Origin of the sequence: Streptomyces flavochromogenes (assembly GCF_000717595.1) — a bacterium.
GTDB lineage: Bacteria > Actinomycetota > Actinomycetes > Streptomycetales > Streptomycetaceae > Streptomyces > Streptomyces flavochromogenes.
This window is the reverse complement of sequence record NZ_JNZO01000006.1, coordinates 434,741-450,571: the sequence shown is the minus strand read 5'-3', so window position 1 is coordinate 450,571 and position 15,831 is coordinate 434,741. Positions and strand designations below refer to the sequence as shown.

Here is a 15,831-nt window from a genome sequence, read left to right as displayed (position 1 = left end):
GCCGGTGCGGACCCAGGTCCGTACCGGCCTCTCCGCGTGACACGCGACCGCTCGGGCGGCTACGCCACGAACGAGCGCGGCGGTTCGGTTCCCCCGCCCGCGCCCGACTCGACCAGCCGGGCCGCGGCGGCCAGCCGGGCGGCGGCCTCGTCGGCGACCGGTCCGCCGACCGTGAAGGGCAGCCGGACGAAGCCCTCGAAGGCCCCGTCCACACCGAACCGGGGGCCCGAGGGAACCCGGACACCGACCCTCTCCCCCGCCTCGGCGAGCCGGGAGCCGGAGAGACCTCCGGTGCGGACCCAGAGGGTGAGGCCGCCGCGCGGCACCGAGAACTCCCACTCCGGGAGCTCCCTGCGGACCGCGGCGACGAGCGCGTCCCGGTTCTCCCGCGCCTGGTCGCGGCGGAGGGTGACGGCCTCCTCCCAGCCCCCGGTGCGCATGAGCCAGTTCACGCCGAGCTGTTCGAGGACGGGGGTGCCGAGGTCGGCGTACGCGCGCGCGGCCACCAGGGAACGGATGACGTCGGGCGCGGCCCTGACCCAGCCGATGCGCATGCCCGCCCAGAAGGCCTTGCTCGCCGAGCCGACCGTGAGGACGGTGGAGCCGGCCGGGTCGAAGGCGCAGACCGGCCGGGGCATCTCCAGGTCGTCGTCCAGGTGGAGCTCGGCCATGGTCTCGTCCACGACCAGGACGGTGCCGGCCGAGCGGGCGGCGTCCACGAGCTGCCGGCGCTGGTCCTCGTCGGCCAGCGCGCCGGTCGGATTGTGGAAGTCGGCCACCACGTACGCGAGGCGGGGTGCCGCGTCGCGCAGCACCTGCCGCCAGCGGCCCAGGTCCCAGCTGCCGAGCCCCTCGGACATGGCGACGGGCACGAGCCGGGCCCCGGCCTCCCGCATCAGCTGGAGGATGTTGGCGTACGACGGGGACTCGACGGCGATGCGCTCACCACGGCCCGCGAACAGGTGGCAGATGGCGTCGATGGCCCCCATGGCACCGGTCGTGACCATGATCTGCTCGGGCATCGTGGGGATGCCGCGCGCGGTGTACCGGTCGGCGAGCATCTGCCGCAGCGCGGGAAGACCCGCCGGGTAGTCGCCGTGCGTGTGGGCGTAGGGCGGCAGTTCCTCAAGGGCGCCCTGCACTCCGCGGGTGAGCCAGGGCTCGGGCGCGGGCAGCGCCGCGCAGCCGAGGTCGATCATCGAACCGAGCGCCTCGGGGGGCAGCGGTTCGAGTCCTCGCGCCGGCAGCGGGTTCCCGGCCGGTACGGCGGTCCAGCTGCCGGCCCCCCGCCGCGACTCCAGGAAGCCCTCGGCGCGGAGCGCCTCGTACGCCGCGGCCACCGTCGTACGGCTGACGGTCAGGGCGAGGGCGAGTTCCCGCTCGGCGGGCAGCCTGGCGGCGACCGGGACCCGGCCCTCCAGGACGAGCAGCCGGATGCCGTCGGCCAGGGCGCGGTAGGCGGGCGGCTTCCGCGTCCCGGGTCCGGCGGGCCGCGGCTGCTGCGCCTGGAGCTGCCGGGCGAGCTGAGCCGGTCCCACCGCCGAAGTCCACTGGGCCATCGAAATCAGTCCACCTTCCTCAAATTGGCCATGGTTGGCACCCGTTCCACCGCCACAGAGTGTCATGAGCCAGTCCACTACCACCACCCTGGGGGGAAGAACCTTGTCCATCGCCTCCGGCCTCCACGGCCGGCACCTCACCCGTCGGCTCGTCCAGCTCTACGTGGGGCTGACGCTGTACGGGGTCAGCTCGGCGCTGCTGGTGCGCAGCGGTCTCGGTCTGGAGCCGTGGGGCGTGCTCCACCAGGGCCTCGCCGAGAAGACGGGCCTGACCATCGGCGTGGTGTCGATCATCGTCGGGGCCGTGGTGCTGCTGCTGTGGATCCCGATCCGGCAGCGGCCGGGGCTCGGCACGGTCTCCAACGTGTTCGTGATCGGCCTGGCGATGGACGGCACCCTGGCGCTCGTTCCGGACGTCCACGGCCTGGCGGGGCGGATCCCGCTGCTCGTGGCCGGCATCGTCCTCAACGGGGTGGCGACCGGCCTGTACATCGCGGCGCGCTTCGGCCCCGGCCCGCGCGACGGCCTGATGACGGGTCTGCACCGGATCACCGGCCGTTCGATCCGGCTGGTGCGGACGGCGATCGAGGTGGCGGTGGTCGCCACCGGCTTCCTGCTCGGCGGCTCGGTCGGTGTCGGCACGGTGCTGTACGCGCTGGCCATCGGACCCCTCGCCCAGTTCTTCCTTCGCTGGTTCGCCGTTCCCGAGCCGGACTCCGGAAGCACCTCGGTCGCCCCGGCGACACCGGAAGGCGCCATACTGCGGCGGTGACTCGCGTACGCCACCCCTACCTCGACCATCCCGCGCCCCTCCCGTTCGCCCACCGCGGCGGTACGGCGAACGGCCTGGAGAACACCGCGGCCGCCTTCCGCCGGGCCGCCGCCGCGGGCTACCGCTACTTCGAGACCGATGTGCACACGACGGCGGACGGGGCTCTCGTCGCCTTCCACGACGCGACCCTCGACCGGGTCACGGACGCCTCGGGCCGGATAGGCGACCTGCCGTGGGCGGCGGTGCGGGAGGCCCGCGTGGCGGGCAAGGAACCGCTGCCGCTCTTCGCCGACCTCCTGGACGAGTTCCCGGAGGCCCGCTGGAACGTGGACCTCAAGGCCGAGTCGGCGCTGTATCCGCTGGTGAACCTGATCCGCAAGAAGCGGGCCTGGGACCGGGTCTGCGTGGGCTCGTTCACCGAGGCCCGGGTCGCGCGGGCCCAGCGGATGGCGGGCCCCAGGCTGGCCACCTCGTTCGGCGTGCGCGGGGTGATCGGGCTGCGACTGCGTTCGTTCGGCATCCCGGCGGCGCTGCGGGCCGGGGCGATCGCCGCGCAGGTCCCCGAGCGGCAGGGCGGCATCCCGGTGGTGGACCGCCGCTTCGTGCGGGAGGCGCACGCGCGCGGGCTCCAGGTCCATGTGTGGACGGTGAACGATCCCGCGCGGATGAACACTCTCCTCGACCTGGGGGTCGATGGCATCATGACCGATCAACTGGAGACGCTGCGCTCGGTGCTGACCGAGCGGGGTGTGTGGGTCTGAGCGCGCGTCCCGGTGGCTCCGGACCCGGATCACCGGGCCCGGTCACGGGGACGAACGAGGGGGCGCGGCCTTGACCGCTGGAACCACCGAACCGGAGGAGTACGCCTCCGATCCCGCCGAACGCAAGCGGGAACAGCGGGGCTGGTACTTCTACGACTTCGCGTGCTCGGTCTACTCGACGAGCGTGCTCACCGTGTTCCTCGGCCCGTACCTGACCTCGGTGGCCCGGGCGGCGGCGGACGCGGAGGGCTATGTGCACCCGCTCGGGATACCCGTGCGGGCCGGCTCGCTCTTCGCGTACGCCGTGTCGGCCTCGATCGTGGTCGCGGTCCTGCTGATGCCGATGGTCGGCGCGATCGCGGACCGTACGGGCCGGAAGAAGCCGCTGCTCGCGGCCGCGGCCTACGTGGGCGCGACGGCCACGGCCGGAATGTTCTTCCTGGCGGGCGACCGGTATCTGCTGGGCACGTTCCTGCTGATCGTCGCGAACGCCTCGATCTCGGTCTCGATGGTGCTCTACAACGCCTATCTGCCGCAGATCGCGGAGCCGGACGAGCGGGACGCGGTCTCCTCGCGAGGCTGGGCCTTCGGCTACACGTCCGGCGCGCTGGTCCTCGTACTGAATCTGATCCTCTACTCGGGCCACGACTCCTTCGGTCTCACCGAGGGCGAGGCGGTCCGGATCTGTCTGGCCTCGGCCGGTGTCTGGTGGGGCGCCTTCACCGTCGTACCGCTGCGACGGCTGCGGGACCGCCAGGTCGGCCCGGAGGGACGGGAGGGCGCCGGCGGGGGCACGGTCGGCAGCGGCTGGCGGCAGCTGCGGGCGACCCTCAAGGACATGCGCAGGCATCCGCTGACGCTCTCCTTCCTGCTCGCCTACCTGGTCTACAACGACGGCGTGCAGACGGTGATCTCCCAGGCCTCGGTGTTCGGTTCGGAGGAACTGGGCCTCGACCAGACCACGCTCATCACGGCGGTCCTGCTGGTCCAGGTGCTCGCGGTGGCGGGCGCGCTCGGCATGGGGCGACTCGCCCGGTCGTACGGCGCCAAGCGGACGATTCTGGCATCGCTCGCGGTCTGGACGCTGATCCTGGTGGCGGGCTATCTCCTGCCGGCCGACGCGCCCGTGTTCTTCTTCTGTCTCGCGGCCGCGATCGGCCTGGTACTGGGCGGAAGCCAGGCTCTGTCGCGCTCGCTGTTCTCGCATCTGGTGCCGCGCGGCAAGGAGGCGGAGTACTTCTCGGCGTACGAGATGAGCGACCGGGGGCTCAGTTGGCTGGGTCCACTCGTGTTCGGTCTCGCGTATCAGCTGACCGGGAGCTACCGGGATGCCATCATCTCCCTGGTGATCTTCTTCGTGGTCGGCTTCGTCCTGCTCGCCAGGGTGCCGGTACGGCGCGCGGTGGAAGCCGCCGGGAACCCGATACCCGACCGTATTTAGACGTGGCAGTGAAAGGGCGGTAGTGTACGCGTTTGGCCTGCCAGGCGGACCGTTACTGCGTGCTGCTTTGGTGAAGACACCGGGTCACATCTGCCGTCAGATGTGACAAAACGGGCACTGGTGGGTACAACAAGGGGCGGCACGACGGGCGACGCATGACCCGGCACGGGAATCTTTACCGCCGACCGGACGTTGACCGGATAACGACGACAGCGACACCTGTCCTGTGGGCGACAAGCCCGGGAGGCACGATTCATGAGTGAGCGAGCTCTTCGCGGCACGCGCCTCGTGGTGACGAGCTACGAGACCGACCGCGGCATCGATCTGGCCCCGCGCCAGGCCGTGGAGTACGCATGCGAGAAGGGCCATCGTTTTGAGATGCCCTTCTCGGTGGAAGCGGAAATTCCGCCGGAGTGGGAGTGCAAGGTCTGCGGAATCCAGGCACTCCTGGTGGACGGGGACGGACCCGAGGAGAAGAAGGGCAAGCCTGCGCGTACGCACTGGGACATGCTCATGGAGCGACGCACCCGCGAGGAATTGGAGGAGGTCCTCGCCGAGAGGCTGGCCGTCCTGCGTTCCGGCGCCATGAACATCGCCGTGCATCCGCGCGACAGCCGCAAGTCCGCCTAGCGGACGCACCGGTGGCACAACGCCGCGGGGCCCGGTACACGAACTGTGTACCGGGCCCCGCGGCGTTTCCGTGCCCCGGTCCTCCGTCGCGACGGAGGACCGGGGCACGGGTGGAGCATCAGGACGTCAGGGGCGGGCGGGGCTCGTCGGCCCGACGCGGGCCCTGAGCGGCGTCCTCGCGGATGACCTCACCCTGGACGACCTTGCCGTCCGGGCGGTGGATACGAGCCTGCTGGAAGGCGTCCTGGAGGCTGCCGGGAGGAGCGGCGGCCATCCGGCGTTCGGCCGCCCGGTCCGCGTACCGCCCGAGGAGCGAGCGGACCGGGGGGATCAGCAGGAACAGGCCGAGGACGTCCGAGATCAGACCGGGGATCATCAGGAGCAGACCGCCGAGCATCAGGAAGCCGTTGCGGTCCTCCGCCCCGGTCCGCTCCGGCGCCGACGGCATGGTGCCCGTCTGCGCGGCGGCCTGGGCCTGCTGGAAGGTCGAGCCGAGGTTGCGGAAGGCACGGCGGCCGGCCCGCTTGACGACGGCGGCACCGAGCACGATGCCGCCGACGAGCAGGGCGAAGACGGTCAGTCCGCCGGCCGCGTCGGCCACCACCGTGAGCAGCCAGATCTCGAGGACCAGCCAGGCGGCGACGGCGAGCGGAAGGAAGGTACGCGCGCGTGAGCGCTTCGGGGCGAGGGGAGGCGTTGCGCCGGTCGTCATGGACCCCAGTGTGCCTGGCGCCCCGCCGGAACGTCGTAAAGGAAAGATCAGTACAGAACGCCCCGGCAGGCGGTCAGGAGGCCTTGCGGCCGAGCTTCCTGCCGACCTTCTCCACTCGCGCCGACAGGCCCCAGCCGGTGACCCTCCAGAGCGCCTCGACCACGATGTTCCGGCTCATCTTCGAATCGCCGATCTCGCGCTCCACGAAGGTGATCGGGACCTCGACGACATGGAAGCCTGCGGCGACGGCGCGGCGGGCCAGGTCGACCTGGAAGCAGTAGCCGGCCGAGGCCACGTCCTCCAGGCCCAGGCCTTCCAGGGTCTCCTTGCGGAAGGCCCGGTAGCCGCCGGTGACGTCGCGGATCGGCACGTCGAGCATCACGCGCGAGTAGAGGCTGCCGCCGCGGGAGATGAACTCGCGGGACTTCGGCCAGTTCACGATGCGGCCGCCCGGCACCCAGCGGGAGCCGAGGACGAGGTCCGCGCCCTTGAGGGCGGTGAGCAGCCGCGGGAGCTCCTCGGGCTGGTGGGAGCCGTCGGCGTCCATCTCGACGAGGACGCCGTACCCGTGCTCGATGCCCCACCGGAAGCCGGCGAGGTAGGCGGCACCGAGCCCCTCCTTGCCCTTGCGGTGGAGGACGTGCACATGGTCGTCGTCGGACGCGATCTCGTCCGCGAACTTGCCCGTACCGTCAGGGCTGTTGTCGTCGGCGACGAGGATGTGCGCCTCGGGTACGGCTTCCCGCACCCGCGCGACGATCGGCTTGATGTTCTCCGCCTCGTTGTAGGTCGGAATGATCACCAAGGCCTTGCCGAGCGGGCCGTAACGCCTCTGGCCACCGTCGTTCACTACTGCCCCTTCGGATACATACACAGGCCCCCACCATAGCGAGGTCCCCGGAGTGCTCCGGCGCGGCGGGTCTTCCGTGAGGGGCGGGGCGGCTGCCCGAGGGAGTCGGGACCCGAGGGCGAGGCGGTGGCCGGCAGGGCCGTTCACGCGTGTGACGTGCGGTGCGGGGCCCGTCGTCCTTCGGTCCGACCCGGGATCCGCTGGCGGCGGATCGACCGAAAGCCGTTGTCTACTGAACGTCCGGGCCCCACCCGGGTCGCACCTTCCGCCGGAGAAACCTTCCCTCGCGGCCGAGGCGCGGGCGGCGTTCGGCGCATGCGTGGAGATCCTGTCCGGTCGGACGTCCTGTGGTGGACGCGGAGAACCTACCCGCCCCCGACGGTCGACTGTCAACACCCGCTTGACCTGCGGAGACTTCCCAAAAGGCCAGGCCGGAGGGGAAGATCCGCAGGTCGGGGACAAGCGTGCGGAAGGGCTGTCCCTGGTGGGACATATCCCTACATCACTCGTTCGGCCGTACGAACACCGACTGCCCGTGCACGACCGTACGCAGACAGACGGGGAGGTCCACTCCGGGGGACAGATCGGGCAGACCGGGCGTTCCGGAGCGCGGGTCGGTGGACCAGCGGGCCACCCGGTCGTCGGGAGCCTGGACGACGAGTTCCTCGGTGCGCCAGACCGCGTAGTCGGCCGGTGCGCCCGGTACCAGCGTCCCCGCGTCGTCCCTGCCCACGGCCCGCCAGCCGCCCCGGGTGTGCGCGGTGAAGGCGGCGCGGGCGGAGATCCGGTGCTCGGGGGTGCGGTGGAACGCGGCGGCCCGGACAGTGCCCCAGGGGTCGAGCGGGGTCACCGGGCTGTCCGAGCCGAAGGCCAGCGGCACACCGGCGCGCAGAAGCGCCGCGTACGGGTTGAGGGTGCGGGCCCGCTCGGCGCCGAGCCGGTCGGCGTACATGCCCTCCTCGCCGCCCCACAGAGCGTCGAAGGCGGGCTGGACCGAGGCGGTGAGGCCGAGCTCGGCGAAGGCGGCGATGGTCTCGGGGCTGAGCATCTCGACGTGCTCGACGCGATGCCGGGCGGCCCGGATCCTGGCCAGGCCGAGCTTCTCGGCGGCGGCCCTGACCCCCTCCACGACGGCGGTCACGGCGGCGTCCCCGATGGCGTGGAAGCCGGCCTGGAGGCCGGCCTCGGTACAGGCCACGACATGGAGGGCGATGGTGGCCGCGTCCAGGTGGGCGGCCCCCGTGTGGCCGGTGTCGGCATGGTCGGCGTACGGCTCGTGCAGGCAGGCCGTGTGGGAGCCGAGGGAGCCGTCGGCGAACAGGTCGCCGGCCGCGCCCAGGGCGCCGAGGGCGCGGGCCCGCTCGACGTCGAGGTCCGCCCAGTAGCCGACGACCCGGGGGCCGGCCTCGTCGCGGGCCAGGTCCAGAAGGCCGGTGAAGTCGTCCTCGGAGGAGATGCGGGGGCCGCCGCACTCGTGCACGGTGCCGATGCCGAGGGAGGCGGCCCGGCTCCGGGCCGCGCGCTGCGCCTCGGTGCGCTGGCGCGCGGAGACGGCGCCGAAGGCGGCGGCCCGCACGGCATGGTGGGCGTCGCCGGTGAGCGGCCGCTGCCCGTCGCGGAAGCCGTCCAGGTCGCGGACGCCGGGGACGAGGTCCAGGAGGGCGGTGGTGACGACGGCCGAGTGGACGTCGATGCGGGTGAGGTAGAGCGGGCGTCCGCCGGTGAGCTCGTCGAGTTCGGCGCGGGTGAGCGGCCGGCGCTCGGGCCAGCGGGAGGCGTCCCAGCCGTGGCCGACGAGGATGCGGTCCTCGGGGCGGGCGGCGGCGTGGGCGCGGATCAGCTCCGCCGCCTCGGCGAGCGAGACGGCGGCGGACAGGTCGAGCCCGGTGAGGGCGAACCCGGTGGCGGTGGTGTGGACATGCGCGTCGACGAACGCCGGGGTGACGAGCGCGCCCTCCAGGTCGACCACCTCGTCCACACCGGTGGCGAAGGCGTCGGCCGCGCCCTCCGAGCCCACCCAGGCGACGTGCCCGCGCTCCACCACCATGGCGGTGGCGAAGGGGTCGGCGGGGCTGTGGACTTCTCCACCGCGCAGCAGAACGGTGCGGTGCTCGGCGGGAGACGCAGGGGGCATGGACTCACTCATGCGACCAGGCTAGGACCTGCCGGGACCCGGTTTGTCCGGCAGGTCCCCCTTGAGGGCCCGACGCGCACGCCGTACGGCCCGCACCCGCCTCGGCCGCACGGCCCCCACGCGCGCGTCGCGCGGCCCCGGTCGGGCGTCGTACGGCCCCGCCCGTGGGCGGCCGTTCCGGTCAGATGCGCGGCGGCCGCGCCTCGTACGGGGTGGAGAGGACGACGGTGGTGCGGCTGGAGACACCGGCCTGGGAACGGATGCGGCTGAGCAGGTGCTCCAGCTCCAGCGGGGTGGCGACCCGGACCTTGAGGATGTAGTTCTCGTCACCGGCGACGCTGTGGCAGGCCTCGATCTCCGGGATGTCGGCGAGCCGGTCGGGGGTGTCGTCGGGGGCGCTGGGGTCGAAGGGTTTGACCGAGATGAAGGCGGTCAGCGGCAGGCCCACGGCCTCCGGGTCCACGACGGCCGCATAGCCGCGGATGACTCCGCGCTGCTCCAGACGACGGACGCGCTGATGCACCGCCGACGTGGACAGGCCCGTGGCCTTACCCAGGTCGGTGTAGCTCATGCGCCCGTCCTTGACGAGCAACTCGACGATCTGACGATCCAGCTCCTCCATGCGGTGACCTTATTGCTCCCGCAGGGGAGCGGCACCGGCGGGGTCGACCACAATCGGGCGGTATGGGTCATCACGGGGCACCTGCGGCGGGCATGTGACGAACGCCACAGGTTTGCGTCCGGCCTCGGGTACTGCCACACGATTATGCGGACGGCCGCATGGGAAGTGCTTGCTGTGGTCGAGGCCGTACAGATCCGGCCGACCCACCCGAGGGGGAGATTCTCCATGCAGGAGCCTGTTGATTCGGTCGACACGTCCGAAGAGCTCGACGCGTACGACACCTTTGAGATGTTCCGGGTCATCTGCCCGGAGTGCGTGCAGCCGATCGCGCTGCTCGCGGACGAGGACGCGCTGCCGGAGCACGCGCTCTGCCCGACGCCGTGGAACCCCTTCGTCCTGACGGTCTGCCCGGGCACGGGCCTGTCGGCGACCGAGGCCCGCCCGGCCGACGACACCCTGGAGATCCAGGAGCAGGACACCGCCCTGCTCCTGACGCTCCCCCAGGGTCTCGACTGGCGCACGCAGCCGTTCTCGCACGTCGGCGGACCGGGTTCGCGCCCGATCCGGGTGCCGCACATGCGGCGCGCGGCCTAGGCCCCGTCCGGACGGGGCCTCCGGGCCCCTCCGCTCACCAGTAGCTTCCCCGCACCATCGCCGCCAGGGTGGCGTGGTGCAGGATCAGGCCGTCGGGGTCCGCGGGTACCTCGACCTCGCCGAAGCGGGCCTGCCGGTACGCGATCCTGAGCATCACGATCGCGTGCCGCAGCGCCGCGTAGAGGGTGTGGAACTCCATGTCGCGCGGGGTGTGTCCGGTCAGTTCCGCGTAGCGCCGTTCGACCGCGTCGCGCCGCAGGAATCCGGGCAGCCCCGGCTGACCGAAGCCGACGGTCAGGTCCTGGAAGAAGCGGTGCAGGTAGACCGCCCAGCCCAGGTCGACCTCCCGCGGGACACAGGCCGCCATCTCCCAGTCGAGGACGGCGGCGGGGACGAATCCGTCGTAGACGATGTTCCCGATGCGCGCGTCGCCCCAGCCGAGGACGGCCGGGCCCTCGTCGGCCGGCCAGTGCGCCTCCAGCCAGTCGAAGGCCGACTCGATGAGCGGCGAGGGCGCGAGCCCGTCCACCACCCAGGCGTAGTAGGCGCGTTGGGCGTCGACATGCCGACGCAATGGCGTCCCCGGCCCGTCCGGGAGCAGGAACTCGGCCTCCTTCGCCGGGAACTGGTCGTGGAGCCGGGCGAGGACGGAGACGGACTCGGCCTCCAGCAGGGCGCGTTCGTCGTCGGTGGCGGCGTGCAGCCAGTTCCCCTCGTACGTGTAGGGCATGACGTCCGGCGGGACCCGGCCCTCGGCGCGGGCCATCACGAAGAAGGGCGCGCCGAGCGGCTCGGGGTCCTCTTCGAGCCACAGCACGCGCGGCACGGGGATGTCGGTGTGCTCGCCGACCAGCCGCATGACTCGGTGCTGGCGTGCCATGTCGTACACGGGGAACACGGTGTACGCCGCGGGGTCGGCGGCCAGCCGCAGAGCGCAGCCGCATACCGGGGCGTCCGGGTGGTCGAGGTCGAAGAGCAGGGTCTCGCTGGACATGCCGTTGGACCCGGGCACGGCGAGCCCGGTGACACGGGCACCGGGCAGATGCCGGTCCAGCCAGGCCGTGAGCCGGCGCCCGAGTTCCTCGGGGTCGCGGGTGGTCGTGCGGGGGCGGGGCGCAGAGGTCACGGGGAGCTCCTCGGAGGGCCGTTGACGCGGGAGGGTTCGGTACAAGGGGCCGCTGACTCGGGAAGACCGGAACGAGGGAAGGCCGGCTCGGGAAGACCGGCGCGAGGGGCCGTCGGCCCGGAAGGCCGGCGTGAGGGGCCGTCACCTCGGGAAGACCGGCGCGAGGGGCCTTCACCTGGGAAAGGCCGGCGCTGGGGCCGCCGCGGAGGCGCGTCGTCCCCCCGACGCGAGAGGACGACGACTCCTCGGCGGGCCGCTCGACGCGCGGCCGCGAAGGTTGCTCAGCGGGCCGTCGACGTGTGGTCGGCGAAGCCGCTGGGGTCGTGGCGGCCGAACGAGCCGTGCTCGAAGATTCCGTAGCCGGTGTGGCCGTCGAGGGTGAAGCGGGCGGCGTGGTCGGTGACGCCGTACGCCGCCATGGGGTGGGCGGCCGGATCCGTGAGGTCGTAGACACGCCGGTCGATCCAGCCGCGGCCCTGCCAGGTGCCGTGCTGCCAGTCGGTGGCGGGCGGATAGCCTGCGCCGACGGCGAGCGGGGACGAGGCGAGGATGTCGACGCCTATCTCCAGGGGCTTTCCGGTCGGGTCGGTGAGGTGGACGGTGGCGCGTTCCGGGTGGCGGGTGCCCGTGCGGTACGTGATCTCGGTGCGGGGCCAGCCGAGTTGGGTGTCGCGGTGGCCGTTCCGCACGAGCACGGCCTCGTTGAGGGTGCGGTAGCCGTCGGCGTCCTCCTGGGCGATGACCATGAGGAAGCGGTCCTCGAAACGCATCGGGATCCAGAGCCAGTGGAAGCCCTCGGGGCGGAACTCGGCGCCGCGGCCGGGCTCCTCGCCGGGGATCGGACGGACTCCCCAGCTGCGGTCGCGGGTGCCGGTCCACTCCCCCGGCGTGACCGCGAACTCCTCGCCGCCTGCCCTGATCGTGCCCGCGCAGTGGCCGGCCTGGACGAAGCGGCGGCCTTCCAGGGTGAGGCGGCCGCCGTGGCGCTGGGTGTGGTGGGGTTCCCAGACGGCGGGGAAGTCGCCGGTCCAGCTCAGGTCGTACGAGAGGCCCTCGGGGTCGTCCGGATCGGCCGCGCAGCCCAGGGAGAGACGCTTGAGGGGCTCGTCGACGGTGATCGTGAACGGGCCGACGGCGAGGTTCGTCCGGTCGTCGCCGAGCGCGTCGGAGGCCCGGACGGCGTGCAGCCGGTCACCGACGCGGAGAGTGGCGTAGGCGTCGATGACCCCGGTGTTCGGGTAGACCCCGAGACCGGCGATGAGCAGGGCGCGGCCGGTGTGGTCGAAGACGTGGAAGATGCACCGGTCGTACGCATTGCGGTCGCCGCTGACGTGGTGCTTCATCGAGAGCGGGGCCTGGTGCACGGGGTATTCGTCGAGTGCGACGGGCCGGTCGTCGACGTGCCGGTGCACGGACATGGCTGACCTCCTGGTCGGCGAGGGCTGTCTTCCGCGAGGGAACCTGACGGTACGTCAGGTTCGAGTCGAGGGGCCAGAGTCGTGCACCGGGTACCGGACGAACTGCCGCTCGAATCCCCTCGGCGGTGACCACGGCCGCCGGGGCGCGTTGGTCCGGGCATGACCACGCTGTACACGACGCCCAGCGGAATCGGTCGGCACCGACAGGCCGAGCCGCGCCTTGAAGAATCGGTTCCTCACCCGCCGTCGGCGCCCGCCCCGACGGCCACGCCGGCGCATCCCCCTGCGCCGGTCCCCATCCCCGTCCCCGTACCGGCGCAGGCGCAGGCGCCGACCCACCTCCCCGCCGACCCGCCCATCTACAAGGCCGTGCTCTCCCTCTGGGCGAGCCAGGGACGTACCCTCCCGGGCCACCGCGACCAGGAGTGGGCGCGGCTCGCCTCGGGCCCCGTCTGGGCGGACCGCACGGTACGTGTCAACGGGACTCTGGTCCGGCCGGGCCACGGACGGTGACCACCACCCGGCGGATCTGACGGGAACGGACGCGGACACGCGGTGCGGCCGGATGGATCCGGCCTGCCCGGCGTGCGGGTACGGCCTGCCCTGCGCGAACCGACATCGCCCGGCGCATGAACCCTGCCTGCGCCCTGCGCGCTGCGCGCGAACCGGCCTGCCTGGCGCGCGCCCTCGCCCGGCCCTGCGCGCGAACCGGCCTGGCGCGCCGCCCTGCCCGCCCCGCGCGCGATCCTGCTGCCTAGCGCGCCACGCGATAGCGGAGGTACACGACCCTGGGACCGAACGTACGGGTCTCGACGAGTTCGAGTTCCACCTGGCGCTCGTTCCGGGCGAAGAACGGAATGCCACCGCCGACCAGCACCGGGTAGACCATGACCTGGTACTCGTCGATCAGGCCGAGCACGGCCGCCTCGGCGGCGAGCGTCGCGCCGCCGATCGCGATGTCGCCCTCCCCCGGCTCGGCGCGCAACCGTTCGATCTCCTCCGCCAACCCACCGGAGGCAAGGCGGGCACGCCCCTGCACCTCCGACAGCGTGCGGGAGAAGACCACCTTGGGGAGGGGCTTCCAGAGCGCGGTCCACTCGCGCCCGGCGTCGTCGAGCGACGGATCCTCGGCGGCGGTCTCCCAATACAGCATCGTCTCGTACAGCCGTCGGCCCAGCAGGTGGACGCCGACACCTCGGATCTCGTCGATCCAGAAGCGGAAGACCTCTTCGTCGGGGACCGTCCAGTCGAAGCCGCCGTCCGGCCCGACGATGTAGCCGTCGAGCGAGGTGCTCATCGAGTACGCACGCTGCGCATCAGAAGTCCTCCTCGGGAACAGGAGCCCCGCGCGGAGATCGCCGCGAGGGCGACTCCGGCTGCCCTGCTACCTTCCACCCTTCAGCAGCGCTCGGCTGATCACCACCCGCTGGATCTGGTTCGTGCCCTCGACGATCTGGAGCATCTTCGCCTCCCGCAGATACCGCTCCACGGGGAAGTCCGCCGTGTACCCGTACCCGCCGAGCACCTGCACCGCGTCCGTCGTGATCTGCATGGCGGCGTCCGAGCAGAACAGCTTCGCCATCGCCGCGCAGCGGCCGAAGGGCCGCCCTTCGTCCCGGAGCCGTGCCGCCTCCAGATAGAGCGCCCGGCCCGCCTCGATCCGGGTCGCCATGTCGGCGAGGAGGAAGCGGAGGCCCTGGAAGTCGGCGATCGGCCGGCCGAACTGGCGGCGCTCCATGGCGTACGCGACGGCCACGTCCAGGGCCGCCTGACCGAGTCCGACCGCGCAGGCGGCGATGCCCAGCCGCCCCGAGTCCAGGGCGTCGAGCGCGATGGCGAAGCCCTGACCCTCCGCACCGAGGCGCCGCGCGTCGGGGACCCGGACCCCGTCGAAGTGGAGCTGGGCCGTGGGCGAGCCCTTCATGCCCATCTTGCGTTCGGGCGGAGCCGCGCTCAGCCCCGGCGCGTCCCCGGGCACCAGGAAGGCGGTGATGCCCCGCGCACCCTCCTCGCCGGTCCGGGCCATGACCGTGCAGAAGTCGGCGATCCCGCCATGGGTGATCCACGCCTTGGTGCCGTCGATCACCCAGTCGCCGCCGTCGCCGTCCCGGACGGCCCGGGTACGGAGCGCCGCCGCGTCCGATCCGGCGGCCGGTTCGGAAAGGCAGTAGGCGCCGAGAAGGCCACCGCCCAGCATCGCGGGCAGATGGGCGGCTCGCTGCTCGTCGGTGCCGTAGCGGGCGAGGGCATGACAGGAGAGGCTGTGGACGCTGACGCCGAGCCCGACGGTGAGCCGGGCGGCGGCCAGCTCCTCCAGGACCTGGAGGTAGACCTCGTACGGCTGACCGCCCCCGCCGTGTTCGGGGTCGTAGGGCAGTCCGAGCAGCCCGGAGCGGGACAGCAGGGCGAACAGCTCGCGGGGGAAGTGTCCGGCGGCCTCCTCCTCGGCGGCGCGCGGAGCGATCTCCCGCCGGGCGATGTCCCGCGTCAGGGCGAGCAGCTCGCGGGCCTCGTCGGTGGGCAGCCGGCGTTCGACGCCGTCCGGGGTGGTGTCGGCCATGGCCGGGCGCTCCTCCCTGCCGGGCGCGGGCACGGGCACGGGCGTGCGGGGCGCGCGCGGGGTCGCGGGGAGTATGCCCGTTCGAGGCATCGGGATCACCCGGCGACCGGGGGATCACACGGACGCCGAGGGGCACGGCCGACCGACGTGGCCGTGCGCAGCGGTCCCACCGGCTCCGGACGGGCCCGGGGAGGCACGGCGGACCGAGGCGGCACGGGCGGACCGAGGCGGCAGTGCGGAGCGCTCCCGTCGGCTCAGAACGGGCCCCGTGGAGGCACGGCCGACCGAGGAGGCGGCCGTGCGGAGCACTCCCGTCGGCTCAGCGCCGACGGTCCGCCGACGTCACATGAGGCCGGCCCGGGTGACGAGCACGGCCAGCAGGACGACCAGGGTCCAGCCGAGGACGTGCTCGAGGAGCTTGGGACCCCGGTCGTCCTTCGGGCCGCCCGTCCGGGCGCGGACGAGGAGTCGGGTGGCGGCGGCGGAGGTGGAGGTCATGGCGACCACCTTGCGGTACGGGGGCGGCCCCGGGGTAGAGACGTCGGTCACGTCCCCCGGGGCCGCACCGTCGCGCCGGACGACGCCGAGGGCCGCGACTGCCCTGCGTCGGGCGGGCGAGGGCCGGTCGGGGAGGCAGAGGGAGCGGCCCCCT

The 15,831-nt window shown here is 72.7% G+C and carries 16 protein-coding genes; 6 read left to right on the top strand and 10 right to left on the bottom strand.

Going from position 1 to position 15,831, the window contains the following annotated elements:
* Positions 1 to 59: 59 nt before the first annotated feature.
* On the bottom strand, positions 60 to 1,559 hold the full coding sequence (locus tag IF00_RS0109805) for an SCO1417 family PLP biosynthesis transcription factor (RefSeq protein ID WP_030316417.1): 1,500 nt from the start codon (positions 1,557 to 1,559) through the stop codon (positions 60 to 62).
* A gap of 64 nt (positions 1,560 to 1,623) precedes the next feature.
* Between IF00_RS0109805 and yczE the strand changes: the two genes are divergently transcribed.
* The 4 genes from yczE (at position 1,624) to IF00_RS0109785 (ending at position 5,163) form a co-directional block, all read left to right on the top strand.
* Positions 1,624 to 2,331, top strand: coding sequence for a membrane protein YczE (gene yczE, locus IF00_RS0109800; RefSeq protein ID WP_167346851.1), 708 nt, complete (start codon positions 1,624 to 1,626; stop codon positions 2,329 to 2,331).
* Complete coding sequence (locus IF00_RS0109795) at positions 2,328 to 3,092, top strand: glycerophosphodiester phosphodiesterase family protein (protein ID WP_030316413.1); 765 nt, start codon at positions 2,328 to 2,330, stop codon at positions 3,090 to 3,092. The genes yczE and IF00_RS0109795 overlap by 4 nt, the downstream gene beginning before the upstream one ends.
* A gap of 70 nt (positions 3,093 to 3,162) precedes the next feature.
* Positions 3,163 to 4,533, top strand: coding sequence for an MFS transporter (locus tag IF00_RS0109790; protein ID WP_030316407.1), 1,371 nt, complete (start codon positions 3,163 to 3,165; stop codon positions 4,531 to 4,533).
* 255 nt (positions 4,534 to 4,788) lie between these two features.
* Positions 4,789 to 5,163, top strand: a complete 375-nt coding sequence (locus tag IF00_RS0109785; RefSeq protein WP_015032218.1) for an RNA polymerase-binding protein RbpA — start codon at positions 4,789 to 4,791, stop codon at positions 5,161 to 5,163.
* Between the two features lie 118 nt (positions 5,164 to 5,281).
* Here the strand turns inward: IF00_RS0109785 and fxsA are convergent, their stop codons facing one another.
* The 4 genes from fxsA to IF00_RS0109765 form a co-directional block, all read right to left on the bottom strand.
* Entirely contained in the window at positions 5,282 to 5,875 is a 594-nt protein-coding gene (gene fxsA, locus IF00_RS0109780; protein WP_030316405.1) for an FxsA family membrane protein, read from the bottom strand.
* A 73-nt stretch (positions 5,876 to 5,948) separates the two neighbouring features.
* Complete coding sequence (locus IF00_RS0109775; protein WP_030316403.1) at positions 5,949 to 6,725, bottom strand: polyprenol monophosphomannose synthase; 777 nt, start codon at positions 6,723 to 6,725, stop codon at positions 5,949 to 5,951.
* 502 nt (positions 6,726 to 7,227) lie between these two features.
* Positions 7,228 to 8,871 (bottom strand): amidohydrolase, encoded by a 1,644-nt coding sequence (locus IF00_RS0109770; protein WP_030316401.1) that lies wholly within the window; start codon positions 8,869 to 8,871, stop codon positions 7,228 to 7,230.
* 169 nt (positions 8,872 to 9,040) lie between these two features.
* Positions 9,041 to 9,481, bottom strand: a complete 441-nt coding sequence (locus IF00_RS0109765) for an Lrp/AsnC family transcriptional regulator (protein WP_017242178.1) — start codon at positions 9,479 to 9,481, stop codon at positions 9,041 to 9,043.
* 225 nt (positions 9,482 to 9,706) lie between these two features.
* Between IF00_RS0109765 and IF00_RS0109760 the strand changes: the two genes are divergently transcribed.
* Entirely contained in the window at positions 9,707 to 10,075 is a 369-nt protein-coding gene (locus IF00_RS0109760; protein WP_037637860.1) for a hypothetical protein, read from the top strand.
* Positions 10,076 to 10,109: 34 nt separating this feature from the next.
* On the opposite strand, the gene IF00_RS0109755 is transcribed toward IF00_RS0109760, so the two are convergent.
* Together IF00_RS0109755 and IF00_RS0109750 are read right to left on the bottom strand one after the other, a co-directional pair.
* Positions 10,110 to 11,201 (bottom strand): phosphotransferase family protein, encoded by a 1,092-nt coding sequence (locus tag IF00_RS0109755; protein ID WP_030316396.1) that lies wholly within the window; start codon positions 11,199 to 11,201, stop codon positions 10,110 to 10,112.
* 281 nt (positions 11,202 to 11,482) lie between these two features.
* On the bottom strand, positions 11,483 to 12,619 hold the full coding sequence (locus IF00_RS0109750; protein WP_030316395.1) for an Rv3169 family protein: 1,137 nt from the start codon (positions 12,617 to 12,619) through the stop codon (positions 11,483 to 11,485).
* 159 nt (positions 12,620 to 12,778) lie between these two features.
* Here IF00_RS0109750 and IF00_RS47795 point away from each other — a divergent pair, with 159 nt between their 5' ends.
* A complete protein-coding gene (locus IF00_RS47795) occupies positions 12,779 to 13,132 on the top strand; it encodes a hypothetical protein (protein ID WP_342451029.1) in 354 nt (117 codons plus the stop codon).
* A gap of 241 nt (positions 13,133 to 13,373) precedes the next feature.
* Here IF00_RS47795 and IF00_RS0109740 read toward each other — a convergent pair whose 3' ends face one another.
* From IF00_RS0109740 to IF00_RS44910, 3 genes are all read right to left on the bottom strand, one after another.
* A complete protein-coding gene (locus IF00_RS0109740; protein ID WP_030316392.1) occupies positions 13,374 to 13,916 on the bottom strand; it encodes a dihydrofolate reductase family protein in 543 nt (180 codons plus the stop codon).
* 87 nt (positions 13,917 to 14,003) lie between these two features.
* Positions 14,004 to 15,179, bottom strand: a complete 1,176-nt coding sequence (locus tag IF00_RS0109735) for an acyl-CoA dehydrogenase family protein (RefSeq protein ID WP_030316390.1) — start codon at positions 15,177 to 15,179, stop codon at positions 14,004 to 14,006.
* A gap of 342 nt (positions 15,180 to 15,521) precedes the next feature.
* Positions 15,522 to 15,677 carry an SCO1431 family membrane protein gene (locus IF00_RS44910; RefSeq protein ID WP_106975784.1) on the bottom strand — a complete coding sequence of 52 codons (156 nt, stop codon included), beginning with the start codon at positions 15,675 to 15,677 and terminating at the stop codon, positions 15,522 to 15,524.
* Positions 15,678 to 15,831: the final 154 nt, after the last annotated feature.

Excerpts from the sequence above, each read along its gene's own strand:
- IF00_RS0109805 (WP_030316417.1), bottom strand. The coding sequence starts at position 1,559 with ATGGCCCAGTGGACTTCGGCGGTGGGACCGGCTCAGCTCGCCCGGCAG.
- yczE (WP_167346851.1), top strand. The coding sequence starts at position 1,624 with ATGAGCCAGTCCACTACCACCACCCTGGGGGGAAGAACCTTGTCCATC.
- IF00_RS0109785 (WP_015032218.1), top strand. The coding sequence starts at position 4,789 with ATGAGTGAGCGAGCTCTTCGCGGCACGCGCCTCGTGGTGACGAGCTAC.
- fxsA (WP_030316405.1), bottom strand. The coding sequence starts at position 5,875 with ATGACGACCGGCGCAACGCCTCCCCTCGCCCCGAAGCGCTCACGCGCG.
- IF00_RS0109770 (WP_030316401.1), bottom strand. The coding sequence starts at position 8,871 with ATGAGTGAGTCCATGCCCCCTGCGTCTCCCGCCGAGCACCGCACCGTT.
- IF00_RS0109765 (WP_017242178.1), bottom strand. The coding sequence starts at position 9,481 with ATGGAGGAGCTGGATCGTCAGATCGTCGAGTTGCTCGTCAAGGACGGG.
- IF00_RS0109760 (WP_037637860.1), top strand. The coding sequence starts at position 9,707 with ATGCAGGAGCCTGTTGATTCGGTCGACACGTCCGAAGAGCTCGACGCG.
- IF00_RS0109750 (WP_030316395.1), bottom strand. The coding sequence starts at position 12,619 with ATGTCCGTGCACCGGCACGTCGACGACCGGCCCGTCGCACTCGACGAA.
- IF00_RS47795 (WP_342451029.1), top strand. The coding sequence starts at position 12,779 with ATGACCACGCTGTACACGACGCCCAGCGGAATCGGTCGGCACCGACAG.
- IF00_RS0109740 (WP_030316392.1), bottom strand. The coding sequence starts at position 13,916 with ATGAGCACCTCGCTCGACGGCTACATCGTCGGGCCGGACGGCGGCTTC.
- IF00_RS0109735 (WP_030316390.1), bottom strand. The coding sequence starts at position 15,179 with ATGGCCGACACCACCCCGGACGGCGTCGAACGCCGGCTGCCCACCGAC.
- IF00_RS44910 (WP_106975784.1), bottom strand. The coding sequence starts at position 15,677 with ATGACCTCCACCTCCGCCGCCGCCACCCGACTCCTCGTCCGCGCCCGG.